A 17,920-nucleotide genomic window follows, 5' to 3' on the forward strand; every position below is an offset into this window, starting at 1 on the left:
TCCCCCGAAGAAGGGCGCTTGCGCCCCGGAAGTTTGGGCTGGAATCCAAACTTCCGTTGCCTCACTGCCCCTCGACCCCGCGATTTTTTGAAAAAAATCGCGTAAAACTTTTAAATTGTTTTCCAGTTCTTTTCCCGACACCAAAACAAAGGAGAATCAAAAATGAACGAAAAAGAGATCGCCGAACTCCGACGTCGCCTCAAGCCGGAAAAAAACAACATTACCCACGTCTGCGGATGTTATGTCAACGAAAAGCAGGAAATTGTATCCCAATTCGATCAACCGCTCTCCCTGATGCCCGAAGAGGAAGCAGAAAAGCTGCTCACGACCCTCAAACGGGCATTGTCTGGCGCATTGGGTAAAAACCTGCTCGACATCACCTTCACCACCCAACAGGTGGTAGACAGCGACGAACACCGTCTGTTGATGGCGCTGCGCAGCTCGTCCCTCAAAGATCCCGAATCAATGCAGGCATTTTTCCAACGGGTAATCCAAAGCAACGTATTGGAGGGGAACTACCTCATCCTGCTGGCGTATGATACATACGATGTTCCCTACCGGTCATCCGACGGAGAGCGACAGGATGACGCCTCTTCCGAAGTGTTTTCCTATATTCTGTGTGCGATATGCCCGGTCAAAGAGACCAAGCCCGCGCTCAGCTATTATCTCTCTGAAAACACCCTGCGGAACTGCCGGATCGACTGGTTGGTTGCTGCCCCCGAACTGGGCTTCCTCTTCCCGGCCTTTGACGATCGGAGTGCTAATCTTTACAACGCGCTCTACTATACCCGCGATGCGGGGGAAAACCACCAGGACTTCGTCTCTGCGGTATTCCAAAGCGAACTGCCGATGCCCGCACAAGCGCAGAAGGAAACGTTCCAAACAATCCTTGAGGAGGCACTTGAATCTGAATGCCGCCTTGAGGTTGTACAGGCCGTACATGGAAAATTCAGCGATCTGATCGAGGAACACAAGGCAAACAAGGAGCCTGAACCGCTGGTTGTCTCCCGGCAGGAGGTCAAGACAATCCTCCAATCCTGCGGGATTTCGGAGGAACATACACAGGCATTTGAAGGGCAATGTGCGGCTGAATTCGGTGAAGATGCGGAATTCTGCCCAGGCAATCTGATGGATGTCAAGCAGTTTGAACTGCGCACGCCAGATGTCACCATTCGCGTAAATCCACAGCGGAGTGACCTGATCGAAACCCGCGTCATCGACGGAAAAAAATATATCCTGATCCGGGCGGATGAAGAGGTCGAGGTAAATGGGGTCCCCATCCAAATCTCCTGAAACCGGCTTGAAAATTTCTGTTGTGGGGCGGCTGAAATTGTGTTATGATGTAGTTGGCAAATACAACTGTACGCTGTTCACGCACAGTTTTTGAAAAGGAGTTTTGCAAGATGGACTATATCAGCACACGCGACAACGCCTGTCGGGTGAGCGCGGCACAGGCGATTGTCTCGGGGCTTTCTCCCGACGGAGGGCTGTTCCTGCCCGAGAGCTTGCCGCAGTTTACACGTTCTGACATTGAGGCGATGTCCAAACAGGATTATGTGGGGTGCGCCACCGAGGTACTCTCCCGGTTTCTGACCGATTTCACCAAGGAAGAGCTGCGCGAATACATCGGCAAGGCGTATGCGCCCGCTAAATTCCCGCCTCGGGAAGTGGCGCCAGTCGTCCAGCTTGACGAGCAGGCTGCCATTCTGGAACTGTTCCACGGCCCGACCTGCGCATTCAAGGATTTCGCACTTCAGCTTCTACCCTATCTGTTGACTGCTTCGCTCAAAAAGACTGGTGAGAACAAGACGGTTGTTATCCTTGTGGCGACCTCGGGTGACACCGGAAAGGCCGCGCTTGAAGGGTTTGCGGATGTACCGGGTACCCGCATCTGCGTTTTTTATCCGGACGGCGGGACAAGCAATATCCAGAGACTCCAGATGACCACCCAGGAGGGTGGCAACGTCATGGTGTTTGCGGCAAAGGGCAACTTTGACGACGCCCAGAACGGGGTCAAACGGATTTTCACCGATCAGCCGTTCGCGCAGGAGCTGGCCGAGCGGGGATATCTGCTTTCGTCCGCAAACTCGATCAACTGGGGAAGACTTGCCCCGCAGATTGCCTACTATTTCACTGCATATATCTCCCAGGTCAACAGTGGGAAGATCAAACTGGGCGACCCGATCAACATTGTGGTGCCGACCGGAAACTTTGGGAACATCCTTGCCGCCTATTTTGCCAAACAGTGTGGGCTTCCGGTCTCCCGTTTGATCTGCGCTTCCAATCAGAACAACGTCCTGACCGATTTCATCACCACTGGCACCTATGACCGCAACAGGGCCTTCTATCTGACCAGCTCCCCCTCGATGGATATTTTGATCTCGTCCAATCTGGAGCGGCTGCTCTACCTGCTCTGCGGGCGGGATGATGTAAAAGTCCGGGGCTATATGGAGCAGCTTTCCACTACCGGGAAATACACGGTGGAAAATGAGCTGCTTGAGCGGTTGCAGGCAGAATTTTCAGCAGGGTGCGCGGATGATGCGCAGACCGCTGCCTGCATCGGGCGTATCTACCGCGAGAAAGGCTACCTATGCGATACGCACACAGCAGTCGCGGTGGAGGTCTATCATAACTACCGGGAGAAAACTGGTGACCTCACTCCTACGGTGATCGCGTCCACTGCCAGCCCGTTCAAATTTGCGGGGAGCGTCCTGCCTGCCGCGTTCGGGACCCAGCCGCAGGGGGACGAATTCGAGTTGCTTGGGCAGCTTGAGGATAAATCCGAGATGCATGCACCTGCCGCGCTTGCCGGACTGCGGCAGAAAACCGAACGGTTTACCCGCGTGATCCAGCCGGCGGAGATGAAGCAGGCTGTCTCCGATTGGCTGCTCTAAAGGAACAGCCAAAAGTTTGACGCCAGAGCAAATTTTCGGGCGCAAGGTGTGCTTTTTTCCTGTTCTTTCTTCAAAAGTTTCGTCCACCTTTTCAAAGGTGGCGGGGTCGAGGGGCAGAGCCCCCGCTAAATGATTTCTTCTAAAAGGAGCGACATACCATGAAATATATTGTGATGCTGGGTGACGGGATGGCAGATTACCCTGTTCCGGAGCTTGGCAACCGGACCCCGCTGGAAGCGGCGGTCAAACCGAATATGGATTTTCTTGCCCAAAACGGGAAAGTCGGGATGGCTAAAACGGTCCCTGAGGGGATGCCGCCGGGATCGGACACCGCCAACCTTTCGGCGATGGGCTATGATCCCAAAATTTATTACAGCGGCCGTTCCCCGCTTGAGGCAGTCAGCATGGGGATCGACCTCGGAGCGGGTGATGTAACCTTCCGGTGCAACCTGGTCACCCTTTCGGACGAGGAAAACTACGAGGACTGCACGATGGTCGATTACTCCGCGGGGGAGATTTCCACCGCGGAATCCACCGAGCTGATCAACTATCTGAACGAGCAGTTCCACACCGAGAACCGCAACCTCTATCCGGGAATCAGCTACCGCCACTGTCTGGTTCTGCGCGACGCCAAAACCGGGAGCATCTGCACCCCGCCGCATGACATCTCTCTCAAGCCGATCCGGGAACACCTGCCTTCCGGCATCTATGGGGACATGCTGCTCTCCCTGATGAAGCGTTCGCGTGAGCTGCTGCGCAACCACCCGATCAATCAGGCGCGGATTGCCGCCGGGAAAAATCCTGCTACCTCCTGTTGGTTCTGGGGCGAGGGTACCAAACCTGCGCTTTCCCCCTTCCAGGAAAAATTCGGGGTACGCGGCGGTGTGATCTCGGCGGTTGACCTGATAAAAGGCATCGGCATCTGTGCCGGGCTGAAATCGGTCGATGTGGAAGGTGCCACCGGGAACGTGGACACCAACTTCCGAGGCAAGGCAGACGCCGCACTCGAGCTGCTGCGCAGCGGCTGTGACTTCGTTTATATCCACGTGGAGGCCCCTGACGAATGCGGACACCGCCATGAGATCGAAAACAAGGTCAAGTCGATCGAGCTGATCGACAGCGACATCCTCGGTGTCATCCTCCCCGCCCTGCGGGAGATGGGCGAGCCGTTTTCGATCCTGCTGATGCCCGACCACCCGACGCCGTTGTCGATCCGTACCCATACTTCCGAGCCGGTCCCGTTTGTGCTCTACCGCAGTGACTGCGCGGGCGAGCTGCCCACCGAACGCTATACCGAGGCGCTTGCACAGGCGACTGGCCTGTATCTGCCCGAAGGCCACCGGATGATGGAACAGCTCATCAGCTCCGCTCAATGAAACGGGACACAGCACACCGCCCTTTTTTCAGTTCGCGCCGGTTTTACTCCTGATTTTTGGTGTGTAAAGGAGACATACGGATGGATGAAGCTATTTTGCATTTTTTTAACCAGATGCCGGCAGCGCTTCCACTCTACGAACAGTTTGAAAGGCGCATCTTTGCCGAACTGGAGGGAGTAACAGTCAAAGTCCAGAAAACGCAGATTTCCTTTGTGAACAGGCATCTGTTTGCATGTGTGTCATTCGCGCGTGTGCGGAAGAAAAAGGACTGTCCCAATCCTTATCTGGTCATAACTTTTGGGCTGGATCGGAAGGTGGAGTCTCCCCGGATTGACGTTGCAACAGAACCCTATCCCAACCGCTGGACCCATCATCTTTTGATCTCCAAGACAGAGGAGATCGACGGTGAACTGATCGCATGGGTAAAAGAGGCCGCTGCTTTTGCAGCATATAAATGACCGTATAGTGGGTTGTAAAAGGTGCGATGGGATATTGAAGCCCCGTTCCATCGCCAGATGCAGAAAACCGCCGGACAGGAAATCCTGTCCGGCGGTTTTCTGATTTTTTGCTGTATTATAGGATGATGGATTCGCCGGTCATCTCGGCGGGCTGGGGCAGGCCGAGTATTTTCAGCATGGTGGGAGCGAGGTCAGCCAGACGGCCACCCTTGCGCAGCTCACAGTTCCCCTGCCCGACGACGATCAGCGGCACCGGGTTGGTGGTATGTGCGGTGAACGGCGAACCATCCCGCTCATACATCTGGTCGGCATTGCCGTGGTCAGCGGTAATCAACGCCGATCCTCCCATCTTGAGAATCGCGTCGACGGTCCGCCCAAGGCAGGTATCCACTGCCTCGACCGCCTTCTGCGCCGCCTCGAATACACCGGTATGGCCAACCATGTCGCAGTTGGCGTAGTTGAGGATGATCACGTCGTAGTTTCCGCTCTCGATCCGCTTAACCACCTCATCGGTCACGAGATATGCGCTCATCTCGGGCTGGAGGTCATAGGTCGCGACCTTCGGGGATGGGATCAGCGCGCGGTCCTCGTTCTGGTAGGGGGCCTCGACGCCGCCATTGAAGAAGAAGGTCACATGTGCGTACTTTTCGGTCTCGGCGATCCGGAGCTGGGTCAGGCCGTTGTCCGCGATATACTCTCCAAACGTGTTGGTCAGGCTCTCCGGCTTGAATGCAACCTGCACATTTGGCATCGTCGCGTCATACTGGGTCATGCAGACAAAATAGGTCTCCCTGCGTCCGCTCTCCCGCTCAAAGCCGGTAAAATCAGGGTCCACAAAGGTGCGGGTCAGCTCCCGGGCGCGGTCGGGCCGGAAGTTGAAGAAGATGATAGAATCCCCGCTGCGGACCTCCGCCCCTTTCAGGCAGACAGTCGGCTCGACAAACTCATCTGTCGTCTCGGAGCCGTAGGATTTTTCCATCGCGTCAACCGCCGAAGCATTGAAGTTGCCCCTGCCGTAGACAATCGCATCATAGGCGCGCGAAACACGCTCCCAGCGGTTGTCCCGGTCCATCGCGTAATAACGGCCCATCACCGTGGCGATCTGCCCGACGCCCAACCGGTTCATCTCGATTTCCAGCTCCTCGACGTAATCGCGCCCGCTGGTCGGCGGCACATCCCGCCCGTCCATAAAGCAGTGCACATAAACCTTATGCACCCCGCACCGCTTTGCCATCTCGAGCAGGCCGTAAAGATGCCGGTTATGGCTGTGTACCCCGCCATCCGAGCAGAGCCCGAGCAGATGCAGTGACGAACCGTTTTTGACACAGTTGTCCATCGCGCCTCTGAGCGCGGGATTTTCGAAAAAGTCCCCATCCTCGATCGACTTGGTGATCCGGGTCAGCTCCTGGTAGACCACCCGGCCTGCACCAATATTAGTGTGTCCGACCTCCGAATTTCCCATCTGCCCATCAGGCAGACCGACATCCATCCCCGATGCGCCGATCAGCGTATGAGGATTTTCCCTGAAGAGCCTGTCAAGGTTCGGCTTATGCGCCGCCGCGATCGCATTGCCATACTCCAGCGGGTTGTGTCCGAAGCCATCAAGGATAATCAATGCCAAAGGTTTTTTCATGGTTGCCTCCCTCTTTTGCAGCCGGTTATTTGGATGCCGCTTTTACAATCTCGGCAAAATCCGCGGCTTTCAGCGATGCGCCACCGATCAGCCCGCCGTCTACATCCGGCTGTGCCAGCAGTTCGGCCGCATTCTTCGCATTCATCGAGCCGCCATACTGGATGGTCAGACCGTCCGCAGCCGCATTGCCATAAAGCTTGGCAACGACCGAACGGATATAGCAGCAGACCTCGTTCGCCTGCTCGGCGGTGGCGGTCTTGCCGGTGCCGATCGCCCAGACCGGCTCGTACGCAATGATGATCCGTTTCAGCTCGTCTGCCGAAACGCCATGCAGCGCAACCTTGGTCTGCATCCCAACAATCTCCTCGGTGATGCCGTATTCCCGCTGCGCTTCCAGCTCGCCCACGCAAAGGATCACATGCAAGCCCGCATCGAGCGCCGCACGCACCCGCTGGTTAACCGTCTGATCGGTCTCGCCAAAATACTGGCGGCGCTCGCTGTGCCCGATGACCACATAATAGACCCCCATCTCGGCGAGCATCGGGGCCGCGACTTCACCAGTGAATGCGCCCGATACCGCCCAATGACAGTTTTCAGCGCCGACCTTCACATTTGCCGCATCCGAAGCAGTAACCGCAAGCGCGGTTTCGAGATCAATGAACGGGACGCATACCGCGACCTCGCAATCCGCATCCTTGACCAGCGGCCCCAGCTCTTTAATCAGTGCCGCCGCTTCCGAACGGTTTTTGTTCATCTTCCAGTTGCCGGCGATAACCGCCTTGCGCAGTGCTTTATTCATCGTCTGACACTCCTTTAACTTTGATGATTATATGGTATCTTTCACGACAAAAGGGGAAAGCCGCCCGTTCTGCCGGACAGCGGCTTCCCCTCCCTCCGCGCAGGCGTCGTCCGAAAAACGGCGCCCCGCAGAGACAGATGCGCGAACTTTTATTTGTCGTTTACGCAGGCAATCCCCGGAAGAACCTTGCCCTCAAGGAACTCGAGCGACGCGCCGCCGCCGGTCGAGATATGGGTCATTTTGGAGCCGAAGCCGAGGATATTGACCGCTGCCGCCGAATCGCCGCCGCCGATGATGGTGGTTGCTTCGGTCTCGGCGAGCGCCTCCGCCACCGCAATCGTCCCTTTCGCAAGCTGCGGGTTCTCAAACACGCCCATAGGCCCGTTCCAGACCACCGTCTTTGCCGACTTGACCGCCTCGGCAAACAGGGCGCGGGTTTTTTCGCCGATGTCAAGCCCCATCTTGCCGTCGGGGATCTGGTCGGCCGCGACCGTCTCGATCGCGATTTCCGCGTCGATCGGGTTGGGGAACGATTTGGCGATCACGCAGTCGACCGGCAGCAGAATCTTGACGCCCTTCTCCTCCGCCTTCGCAAGCATCTCCTTGCAGTAACCGATCTTTTCGGCATCGAGCAGCGAGGTGCCGGTGCCGTACCCTTTCGCCGCGAGGAAGGTATACGCCATGCCGCCGCCGATAATCAGGGTGTCGGCCTTGTTGAGCAGGTTTTCGATGACATTGAGTTTATCCGCAACCTTGGCGCCGCCGAGGATGGTCACAAACGGGCGGACCGGGTTCTCAACCGCGTTGCCCAGATACTGGAGCTCTTTGCCCATCAGATAGCCGACCGCCGCCTCTTTGACGAACGAAGCCACGCCGACGGTCGAACAATGCGCACGATGGGCCGCGCCGAACGCGTCGTTGACAAACACCTGTCCCTCGCAGAGCTCTGCCAGCTCCTTGCTGAGCGCTTCGCCGTTCTTGGTCTCCTCGGCGCGGTAACGGGTGTTCTGGATCAGCATGACGTCTCCGTCCTTCAGGGCTGCCGCCGCGGCCTTGGCATTTTCGCCGACCACGTTGTCATCCGCCGCAAAGACAACCTCTTTGCCAAGCAGCTCGGAGAGCCGTTTTGCCACCGGTGCGAGCGAAAGCTCGGGTTTCGGCTCGCCCTTGGGCTTGCCCATGTGGGAGCAGAGGATCACACGCCCGCCGTCCGCCATCAGCTTTTTGATGGTCGGGAGCGCCGCTACGATCCGGTTCTCATCGGTGATGACGCCATTTTTCAGCGGAACGTTGAAGTCACACCGCACGAGCACCTTTTTCCCGGCAACCTGAATGTCGTCCACGGATTTTTTGTTGTATGAGGTCATTTTCTGCCATCCTTTCGTTGCAGCCCGGGACGGTAGAAACCGGCCTCGGACTGCCTTTGTTAATTTCACATCAATCTATCTGCTATTTTAATCCATACGCTGTTTTTTTGCAAGGGGTTTCCATGATTTCCGGACTCTTCTTCCAGTATTTTTGGCATTTTGTATGAATTTTATAATCGGAGCATCTGAAAAGAATCGGAATGATTCTTTTCAAGTCTGTGCCTGAATGGGCGCAGAGAGCCGCCTATGAATACAGAACAGTATCTAGGAGCTGTTTGAAAAATCGAAACTAAAAGTTTCGTCCACCTTTTCAAAGGTGGCGGGGTCGAGGGGCAGAGCCCCCGCCGCTCGCCGCAGCGAGCGGAACGCCTTAGCCTGTGAAGCGCTTTTTTCGGGTGAATTGCCGCCTAAAGGGCGGCAAGAGGGGGCTTTTTGCAAGAGAAAAAGCCTCCTTGCCAAAGATACCAAACAGGTTCTAAGCTTCGTCCATCGCGGCGAGCGCTTCCCGGATGGTGTCGAGCGGTTCCGACCCCGGCGGGATTTTGACCGTGATATACGGTTTCGCGCCTGCGCTGACCATCACCCGGCCGCGCAGCTTGACCGCGAGCGCTCCCGCACGCTGCATATCCATCACCTCGGGGTAGAGCAGCACCGCGTCCCCGCGCTGGGAAATCTCGCGGATGCCCATGAGCGAAGCGGTATTGCGCACCAGCGCGACATCCACAAGCCCCTTGACCGCCTCGGGCGGTTCCCCAAACCGGTCGATCAGCTCGTCGATCAGGTCGAGCGCGTCCTCCTCAGTCTGGATGCCCGCGATCTTCTTATAGATGTCGATCCGCTGGGCGAGGTTGTCGATATATTCCTCGGGGATATGCGCGCCCACCCGCACATCCACCATACATTCGGTGGCGGCATGGGTGGGGGCTTCCCCCCGCTGTTCGGCGACCGCATCCGAAAGCAGCTTGAGGTACATATCATAGCCGACCGCCTCCATATGCCCATGCTGCTGAGAACCGAGGATATTGCCTGCGCCGCGGATCTCAAGGTCACGCATCGCGATCCGGAAGCCGGAACCGAACGAGGTAAACTCCCGGATTGCCGCCAACCGTTTGGTCGCGATGTCCGAAAGTTCCCGGTCGGGCTTGAAGGTCAGATAGGCGAACGCCCGCCGGTTTGAACGCCCCACCCGGCCGCGCAGCTGGTAGAGCTGGGAAAGCCCCATATGGTCAGCGTTCTCAATAATCAGCGTGTTGCAGTTGGGGACGTCCACCCCTGTCTCGATGATGGTGGTGCAGACCAGAATATCCACTTCGTAGTCGAGCAGCTGCCGCCAGACCGCCGAAAGCTGTTCCTCGTTCATTTTGCCATGTGCGGTGACGATCCGCGCGGACGGCACAAGCTGCTGGATTTTATAGGCGCAGCTGTCGATGCTCTCCACCCGATTGTGCAGATAGAACACCTGCCCGCCCCGGCGTATCTCCCGTTCGATCGCCTGTGTGACCAGGCCCCAGTCGTGCTCCACCACATAGGTCTGTACCGGGTGGCGGTCCTGCGGCGCCTCCTCGAGGATGCTCATATCCCGGATACCGCTCATCGCCATGTTGAGGGTGCGCGGGATCGGGGTTGCCGACAGGTTGAGCACGTCCACATTGGCGCGCATCTCCTTGAACTTTTCCTTGTGCCGCACCCCGAACCGCTGCTCTTCGTCGATGATGCACAGCCCGAGGTCTTTAAACTTCACGTCGTTCTGCACCAGCCGGTGGGTGCCGATGATGATATCGGTCTCCCCCCGGCGCAGCTCGTCGAGCACCTGCTTCTGCTCCCGCGCGGTGCGGAACCGGGAGAGCAGGTCTACCTTGACTGGGAACCCCTCCATCCGGCGGCGGACGGTCTGGTAATGCTGCCAGGCGAGGATGGTGGTCGGGCAGAGCAGCGCGCACTGTTTGCCGTCCATCACGCATTTGAACGCGGCGCGCAGAGCAACCTCGGTTTTGCCGAATCCCACATCCCCGCAGAGCAGCCGGTCCATCGGGGATTCCCGCTCCATGTCCGCCTTGATCTCCTCAATGCACCGGAGCTGGTCGTCGGTCTCGTCGTACGGGAACCGGCGCTCGAAATCGTTCTGCCAATCGGTGTCGGGGGAAAATGCGTGCCCCTTGACCTGCATCCGTTTGGCGTAAAGCTCGGTCAGCTCCTTGGCCATATCCTCGACCGCTTTTTTCACCCGCGCGCGGGTCTTCTGCCACTCGACCGAATTCAGCTTGCTGAGCCTGACCGCCGCATCCTCCCGCACCCCGACATATTTGGTCACCAGATCGAGCTGGGTGACCGGTACAAAGAGGGTGTCGGTCCCGGCATAACGGATTTTGATATAGTCCTTGACGACCCCCTGTATCTCCCGCTTGACGATCCCCTCAAACACCCCGATCCCATGTGCGATGTGAACCACATGGTCGCCGGGGGTCAGGTCGCTGATGTCCTTGAGCTGCTTGCCCTCCTTGTGGCGGGGCCTTTTTTTGATGCCCTGGCGGACCGATTTGGCCTGCGAGAGGATCGCAAGCCTGAGGTCGGGATACTCGACCCCCGCGCTCATGCTCCGTCCCACCACATAGACCAGCCGCGGGGTAAATGCACCGATCTTTTCCGACTCGATCGCGTTGATCCCCTGTTTTTGCAGGTCCTCGGCGAGTGTGGCCGCCGCGCGGGGCGTCCCCGCAAACACCACGATGCAATAGCCCGAGGCGGTGTAGGCCTGCACCTCTTCGAGCAGAGCGGAAAACTCCCCGCTCCAGGAGGAGAGCTGGACCGCATTGATGTTCAGAAGCTGGCGCAGCGGGATGTCCCCGACCGACCGGACAAAGGTGTCGAGCAGCACCGTACATCCCTCGGCTGCATGGCGCTGCAAGTCAACAAAGTCCTCGTTGAACCGGTCGCACCCTTTGAAGAGAACGCCCTCCTCGAACAGCAGCTTGATGTCCTCGCTGTTCTGGGCCTGTGCGCTGCGCAGCACCTCCCGGCAGTTCCCGGTATCGCAGAGGAAAAATACCGCATCCGGCAGGTAATCGAAGATGGTCGCCGGCGCGGGATAGATCAGCGGCAGCCAGCGGTCGAGCGATTCGGGCATCGCGCCCCCCTCGAGCTTTTCGATCTCCTGTGCAAGCTTCTCCTTGGCGCGTTTGCCCTGGGTGCCCCGCAGGGATTTTGCCGCCGTTTCCAGCAGGCGGCACAGCCTGGACGGACTGTCCGCGACCACCTCGGCAGCGGGCGGGATGTCCACCTGTTTGACCGTATCCTCCCGCCGCTGGGTGTCGGTCTTGAAGGTTGAGATTGTGTCGATCTCCTCCCCCCAGAACTCGACCCGGAACGGGTCCGGGGTATGCGGCGGGAAAAAGTCGAGAATCCCTCCCCGCTGGGAAAACTGGCAGACCCCGTCCACCTGGTCCGCCCGCGTGTAGCCTGCGCTCACCAGAAACGCGAGCAGCTCCTCCATCCGATAGCTCTCCCCGGTTCTGAGGGTGCGGGTTTTTTCCCGCAGAAGCCCCGGAGGCATAGTATATTGCAGCGCCGCGCGCGCCGATGCGACCACCAGCCGGGCGGTTCCGGCGGAGAGCCGGCCGAGCACGCTCAACCGGGCGTGCTCGTACTCGTGGGAAACACCGGTCACCTCATGGAAGGTCAGGTCGCGGGACGGATAGAACGCCGCGACCGGCTCCCCTGCCATGATGTTGATGTCCTCACAGATGCGCATGGCGTTCGCCTCGTCGGACGCGACAACCAGCCCGCGCTTTCCGAGCAGGCTGGTGAGCGAATAGATCAGGTGGGCCTTATGCACCTCCGAAAGGCCGGTCGCCAGCACAGGGGTGTCCCGGGACTCCACCGCAGCTTTGATCTGCCGGAATTCGGGCATCCCCGAGAGCAGCTGTTCAAACCCGTTCATAAATATTCCTCTTCATCTTTATCCTCATCAGTCATCCGTTAAACCGGCTCATCGCCTGGTCGATCTGCCCCTCGACGACCATCTGCGCGGCTTCGGCAGCATGATCGAACATCTTGTCCAGCAGCTCGGTGTCCTCCTTGCGAAACTTCCCCAGCACCCAGTCGGCAAGGTCATAGTCGGGGTGGGGCTTCTGTCCGACCCCCATCTTGACACGGGGGAAGGTGTCCTTTCCGGTCAGATAGAGGATGCTTTTCAGGCCGTTGTGGCCGCCGTCGCTGCCCTTGCGCCGGATGCGCAGCCTGCCCACGTCGAGGCTTACGTCGTCGAAGAGGACCAGCACCCGCTCGATCGGGATTTTATGGAACTGCATCGCCTCGCGCACCGCTTCGCCCGAATGGTTCATATAAGTGGAAGGCTTCATCAGCAGGACGCGATGTTCCCCAATCATCGCGTCCCCGCAGAGGGATTTATATTTGATCCGGTCGACCTTTACGCCGAGCTTTTCAGCAAGGCAGTCGAGCGCAAGGAACCCGGCGTTGTGGCGGGTGCACTCGTACTGCCTGCCAGGGTTCCCCAGCCCGACAATCAAAAATTCCACCGGCCCGGTGGGGGCGGGCTGCCGCCGCTTAAACATTTCAAACATGGTTTTCATTCTCCCTGCAGACGGGGTGGATCTCCCCCGCCTGCATTGCAGTTTATTTTGGGAGGGGGCTTTTTCTCTTGTAAAAAGCCCCCTCTTGCCACCCTTCGGGCGGCAATTCACCCGAAAAATACGCTTCACAGGATAAAGTGTTCCGCGCTCTTCGGAGCGCGGCCAAAGGCGCTGCCTTTGGAAACCGCCACCTTTGAAAAGGTGGACGAAACTTTTCATTTTTATGTATACAGTTACTTTTTGGCGTCCTTTTTGAAAGCGATCTTCTCGTCCGACCAGCCCTCTTTGATCTGCTGATGCACCCGCCCGATTGCGAGCGCGCCCGCCGGGACATCCTCGTCGATCGTGGTACCCGCGGCGGTATACGCCCCCTCGCCGACCGTGACCGGCGGGACCAGGTTGGTATTGCAGCCGATGAACGCCCGGTCCCCGATCGTGGTGCGGTACTTTTGGTTGCCGTCATAGTTGGCGGTGACCACCCCGCAGCCGAAGTTGCAGTAGGCGCCCACATCGCTGTCGCCGATATAGGTCAGGTGCGCAACCGAAGTCTTATCGCCGACCGTCGAATTTTTGATCTCCACAAAGTCGCCCAGCTTGACCCCGTCGCCGAGGTGGGAGTTGGGGCGGAGCTGGGAGAACGGCCCGACCGAGCTGCCTCTCCCGACCGTCGAATCGGTGAGGTAGGAAGCATTGATGTGGGAGCCTTCCCCGACCTGTGAATCGACCAGATACGAATTGGGCCCGATCACCGCATGTGCACCGATCCGGGTTTTGCCCCGCAAAATCGTCCCGGGCAGGATCACCGCATCATGCGCGATCTCAACCTCCGGCCCGATCACGATCCCGTCGCTGAACGGGATGTCCACTCCATTATCCAGATGCTGTTGGATGATCCGCCGGCGCGCACACTCGTTGAGCTGCTGAAGCGCGCGGCGGTCGTTCGCGCCGAGGGCGGTGTCCGGATCGGGCGCGGCGCAGCCGCCCACCCGCAGCCCATCCGCAGACGCGAGGCCGACAGTATCAGTCAGGTAGTATTCCCCCTGCGCATTCTGACAGGTCAGGCGGGGCAGCGCATCCCGCAGGAATTCGGTACGGAACCAATAAGCGCCCGGATTGACCTCTTTTATCTGAAGCTGTTCAGGGGTGGCATCCTTCTGCTCGACGATCGCGAGCACCCTTCCATCCTCCCCCCGCAGGATCCGCCCGTAACCGGACGGGTCCTCCAGCTTTGCGGTCATCAGCGTCACCGCGCACCCCTGCGACAGGTGTTCCGCATATGCCGCATTGATCGCCTGCGGCGAGACGAACGGCGCGTCCCCGTTGAGCACCAGAAGGTCGCCCCCCTGTGCAAACGTCTCGGACGCCATCATCACCGCATGGCCGGTCCCGCGGCGCTCCGGCTGCCGGAAAAAACGGCAGCCCGGGGAAACGGCCTGTTCAAGCAGGTCCTGTTGGTCGCCTGCTATGATATAGAGTTCGTCAATGCCCGCTGCGCGGCAGGCATCCTCCACCCAGCGGAGCATCGGCTTGAAGAGCACCTCGCAGAGCACCTTCGGACGGTCGGACCCCATCCGTTTCCCGTCCCCTGCCGCGAGAATGACCGCGAACCTGCGTCTGTCCTGTTGTTCCATGGAACTTCCCCCCTGTATGCTGACGGTTTCGCCGCCGGCTTTTTTCTGCAAATAACCGCGAACCCAAAGAACCGTTCGCGTCTTCTATTATGTCAATTTTTTTTCGGGTTTGCAAGGGATTGGACGGGAATTTTGCCGCCTGCCGGAAGTTTTTCGCTGGCCTGCCGGATGGCGGGGGCAAATCCCCTAAAAATCTCTTGTTTTTTTCTTGGAAATAATGCACTTTTTCCTAGCAAAACACTGGAAAAACCACAGCGGGTTTGTTATAATATAGCTTGGTCAATGCTACCAGAGTGATCTAAAGTAATGGAGGTAGATTAAAGTGGGCAAAAAATTTGTTTACATGTTCTCCGAGGGCAACGGCTCAATGCGTGAGCTGCTCGGAGGCAAGGGTGCGAACCTGGCGGAGATGACAGGTCTTGGAATGCCTGTCCCGCAGGGGTTCACGGTCACAACCGAGGCATGCACCCAGTACTATGCTGATGGTGAGAAGATCAACGAAGAGATCCAGGCGGAAATCTACGCCAACCTCGCCAAACTCGAAGAGATTGCCGGCAAGAAGTTCGGCGACCTCGAGAACCCGCTGCTCGTTTCGGTCCGTTCGGGCGCACGCGCTTCGATGCCGGGCATGATGGACACCATCCTCAACCTCGGTCTGAATGACGAAGTGGTCGAAGTCATGGCGAAAAAGACCAACAACCCGCGTTTTGCGTATGACTCCTACCGCCGGTTCATCCAGATGTATTCGGACGTTGTCATGGAGGTCGGCAAGGCTTACTTCGAGAAGCTGATCGACGAGATGAAAGAGAAAAAAGGCGTCAAGATGGACACCGAGCTGGATGCCGACGACCTCAAGGAGCTGGCGCGTCAGTTCAAGGCTGAATATAAGGAGAAAAAGGGCGTCGACTTCCCGACCGACCCGAAAGAGCAGCTTATGGGCGCGATCATGGCGGTCTTCCGCTCGTGGGACAACCCTCGTGCGATCTACTACCGCCGCATGAACGACATCCCCTCGAGCTGGGGTACTGCCGTCAACGTCCAGATGATGGTCTTCGGCAACACCGGCGACAATTCGGGTACCGGCGTTGCGTTCACCCGCAACCCTGCAACCGGTGAGAAGAAGCTGTTTGGTGAGTTCCTGATGAACGCCCAGGGCGAGGACGTTGTCGCGGGCGTACGCACCCCGCAGACGATCGACCAGCTGGCCGAAGTCATGCCGGAAGCTTATAACCAGTTTGTAGAGATCTGCGGCCGCCTCGAGAACCACTACCGCGACATGCAGGACATGGAGTTCACCATTGAGGACAGAAAGCTGTTCATGCTCCAGACCCGTAACGGTAAGCGTACCGCTGCCGCTGCACTGAAGATCGCCTGTGACCTCGTGGACGAAGGGATGATCTCCGAGAAGGAAGCAGTCTGCATGATCGACCCGAAACAGCTCGATGCGCTGCTGCACCCGCAGTTCGACGCGAAAGCGCTCAAAGCTGCCAAACCGATCGGTTCCGCGCTGCCGGCCTCCCCGGGTGCTGCCTGTGGTAAGGTGGTCTTTACCGCTGAGGATGCGACCGAGTGGGCACAGAAGGGCGAAAAGGTCATTCTGGTGCGTCTTGAAACCTCCCCGGAGGATATCGAAGGTATGCACTATTCGCAGGGCATCCTGACCGTCCGCGGTGGTATGACCTCCCATGCGGCGGTTGTCGCGCGCGGCATGGGCACATGCTGTGTCTCGGGCTGCGGCGAGATCAAAATGGATGAGGAAAACAAGTGCTTCACCCTCGCCGGCAAGACCTACCACGAGGGCGACTATATCTCGCTCGATGGCTCGACCGGCAACATCTACGGCGAGGCGATCCCGACGGTCGAGGCTTCGATCGGCGGCGACTTTGGCCGTCTGATGGGCTGGGCGGACGAGTACCGTCAGCTCAAGGTCCGCACCAATGCCGACACCCCGAAGGATGCGCAGCAGGCGATGAGCTTTGGCGCACAGGGTATCGGCCTCTGCCGTACCGAGCACATGTTCTTCGAGACCGACCGTATCGCAGCTATCCGCGAGATGATCTGCTCGGATACTGTTGAGCAGCGCGAGGCAGCACTGGCAAAACTGCTGCCGATGCAGAGAGGCGACTTTGAGGGCATCTATGAGGCAATGCAGGGCAACCCGGTCACCATCCGGTTCCTTGATCCGCCGCTGCATGAGTTCGTCCCCACCGCTGAGGAGGATATTGCCGCGCTCGCAAAGACGATGGGCAAGAGCGTTTCGGACATCCATGCGATCATTGCCGGCCTGCACGAGTTCAACCCGATGATGGGCCATCGTGGCTGCCGTCTGGCTGTCACCTATCCGGAGATCGCTGCCATGCAGACCCGCGCGGTCATCGAGGCTGCGCTCAACGTCCAGGCCAAACATCCCGACTGGAAGATGGTTCCTGAGATCATGATCCCGCTGGTCGGCGAGGTCAAGGAGCTGGCTTATGTCAAGAGCGTTGTCGTCAAGACCGCGGACGAGCTGATCGCTGCCGCGAAGAGCGACATGAAATATAAAGTCGGTACCATGATCGAGATCCCGCGCGCCGCTCTGACTGCGGACGAGATCGCCAAAGAGGCTGAATTCTTCAGCTTCGGTACCAACGACCTCACCCAGATGACCTTCGGCTTCAGCCGTGACGATGCCGGCAAGTTCCTCGGCGCTTACTATGATAAGAAGATCTACGAGTCGGATCCGTTCGCGAAACTGGATCAGACCGGTGTGGGCAAACTGGTCGAGATGGCTGCCAAACTGGGCCGCGCAACCCGTCCGGACATCCACCTCGGCATCTGCGGTGAGCATGGCGGCGACCCGAGCACTGTCGAGTTCTGCCATAACACTGGTTTGGATTATGTGTCCTGCTCGCCGTTCCGCGTGCCGATCGCACGTCTGGCTGCTGCACAGGCCGCAATCAAAAAACCGCGCTAAACAGAAACGGTTTGTCGTAGGGCAATGTGATTTATCCTGTGCAGGGCAATAACACTTAGCCTCCGACATAGAAAAATAAGACCTTGCATCTCACGATGCGGGGTCTTATTTTTGTCCTCCGGACTATCCTTTCCCTGCCTAATATAAGGATTTTCGGAACATTCTGCGCTATATCACCATGGAGTAGGGGCATCCGGCCCAAGGGCCGGGGTGGATAAAC

General features: G+C 58.2%; 11 protein-coding genes. 5 read left to right on the top strand and 6 right to left on the bottom strand.

Features of this window, described 5'->3' with window-relative positions:
* Positions 1-162 precede the first annotated feature (162 nt).
* From D5269_RS09355 to D5269_RS09370, 4 genes are all read left to right on the top strand, one after another.
* Positions 163-1,293 (top strand): DUF4317 domain-containing protein, encoded by a 1,131-nt coding sequence (locus D5269_RS09355; protein WP_120484598.1) that lies wholly within the window; start codon positions 163-165, stop codon positions 1,291-1,293.
* 110 nt (positions 1,294-1,403) lie between these two features.
* A complete protein-coding gene (gene thrC, locus D5269_RS09360; protein ID WP_120484599.1) occupies positions 1,404-2,894 on the top strand; it encodes a threonine synthase in 1,491 nt (496 codons plus the stop codon).
* A gap of 158 nt (positions 2,895-3,052) precedes the next feature.
* The gene (locus D5269_RS09365; RefSeq protein ID WP_016316401.1) at positions 3,053-4,270 is read left to right on the top strand and encodes a cofactor-independent phosphoglycerate mutase; all 1,218 of its coding nucleotides are present in this window, start codon (positions 3,053-3,055) and stop codon (positions 4,268-4,270) included.
* Positions 4,271-4,350: 80 nt separating this feature from the next.
* Positions 4,351-4,728, top strand: a complete 378-nt coding sequence (locus D5269_RS09370; RefSeq protein WP_120484600.1) for a DUF5655 domain-containing protein — start codon at positions 4,351-4,353, stop codon at positions 4,726-4,728.
* 115 nt (positions 4,729-4,843) lie between these two features.
* On the opposite strand, the gene gpmI is transcribed toward D5269_RS09370, so the two are convergent.
* The 6 genes from gpmI to glmU all read right to left on the bottom strand — a co-directional run bounded on the left by gpmI (position 4,844) and on the right by glmU (position 14,747).
* Complete coding sequence (gene gpmI / locus D5269_RS09375; RefSeq protein ID WP_120484601.1) at positions 4,844-6,361, bottom strand: 2,3-bisphosphoglycerate-independent phosphoglycerate mutase; 1,518 nt, start codon at positions 6,359-6,361, stop codon at positions 4,844-4,846.
* A 25-nt stretch (positions 6,362-6,386) separates the two neighbouring features.
* Positions 6,387-7,160 (bottom strand): triose-phosphate isomerase, encoded by a 774-nt coding sequence (gene tpiA, locus D5269_RS09380; RefSeq protein ID WP_016316398.1) that lies wholly within the window; start codon positions 7,158-7,160, stop codon positions 6,387-6,389.
* 149 nt (positions 7,161-7,309) lie between these two features.
* The gene (locus tag D5269_RS09385; protein ID WP_120484602.1) at positions 7,310-8,527 is read right to left on the bottom strand and encodes a phosphoglycerate kinase; all 1,218 of its coding nucleotides are present in this window, start codon (positions 8,525-8,527) and stop codon (positions 7,310-7,312) included.
* Between the two features lie 475 nt (positions 8,528-9,002).
* Entirely contained in the window at positions 9,003-12,464 is a 3,462-nt protein-coding gene (gene mfd / locus D5269_RS09390) for a transcription-repair coupling factor (RefSeq protein ID WP_016316396.1), read from the bottom strand.
* Positions 12,465-12,495: 31 nt separating this feature from the next.
* Positions 12,496-13,116 carry an aminoacyl-tRNA hydrolase gene (gene pth / locus D5269_RS09395; RefSeq protein WP_051142469.1) on the bottom strand — a complete coding sequence of 207 codons (621 nt, stop codon included), beginning with the start codon at positions 13,114-13,116 and terminating at the stop codon, positions 12,496-12,498.
* Between the two features lie 233 nt (positions 13,117-13,349).
* Entirely contained in the window at positions 13,350-14,747 is a 1,398-nt protein-coding gene (glmU, locus tag D5269_RS09400) for a bifunctional UDP-N-acetylglucosamine diphosphorylase/glucosamine-1-phosphate N-acetyltransferase GlmU (RefSeq protein ID WP_120484603.1), read from the bottom strand.
* Positions 14,748-15,069: 322 nt separating this feature from the next.
* Between glmU and ppdK the strand changes: the two genes are divergently transcribed.
* Positions 15,070-17,700, top strand: coding sequence for a pyruvate, phosphate dikinase (ppdK, locus tag D5269_RS09405; protein WP_166545165.1), 2,631 nt, complete (start codon positions 15,070-15,072; stop codon positions 17,698-17,700).
* Positions 17,701-17,920: the final 220 nt, after the last annotated feature.

This window comes from Anaerotruncus sp. 1XD42-93 (assembly GCF_009917605.1).
GTDB lineage: Bacteria > Bacillota > Clostridia > Oscillospirales > Ruminococcaceae > Anaerotruncus.

What these genes read in the sequence shown, in the direction of transcription:
- glmU (WP_120484603.1), bottom strand. Translation starts at nt 14,747, where the DNA reads ATGGAACAACAGGACAGACGCAGGTTCGCGGTCATTCTCGCGGCAGGG.
- pth (WP_051142469.1), bottom strand. Translation starts at nt 13,116, where the DNA reads ATGAAAACCATGTTTGAAATGTTTAAGCGGCGGCAGCCCGCCCCCACC.
- gpmI (WP_120484601.1), bottom strand. Translation starts at nt 6,361, where the DNA reads ATGAAAAAACCTTTGGCATTGATTATCCTTGATGGCTTCGGACACAAC.
- D5269_RS09355 (WP_120484598.1), top strand. Translation starts at nt 163, where the DNA reads ATGAACGAAAAAGAGATCGCCGAACTCCGACGTCGCCTCAAGCCGGAA.
- D5269_RS09370 (WP_120484600.1), top strand. Translation starts at nt 4,351, where the DNA reads ATGGATGAAGCTATTTTGCATTTTTTTAACCAGATGCCGGCAGCGCTT.
- D5269_RS09365 (WP_016316401.1), top strand. Translation starts at nt 3,053, where the DNA reads ATGAAATATATTGTGATGCTGGGTGACGGGATGGCAGATTACCCTGTT.
- tpiA (WP_016316398.1), bottom strand. Translation starts at nt 7,160, where the DNA reads ATGAATAAAGCACTGCGCAAGGCGGTTATCGCCGGCAACTGGAAGATG.
- D5269_RS09385 (WP_120484602.1), bottom strand. Translation starts at nt 8,527, where the DNA reads ATGACCTCATACAACAAAAAATCCGTGGACGACATTCAGGTTGCCGGG.
- mfd (WP_016316396.1), bottom strand. Translation starts at nt 12,464, where the DNA reads ATGAACGGGTTTGAACAGCTGCTCTCGGGGATGCCCGAATTCCGGCAG.
- thrC (WP_120484599.1), top strand. Translation starts at nt 1,404, where the DNA reads ATGGACTATATCAGCACACGCGACAACGCCTGTCGGGTGAGCGCGGCA.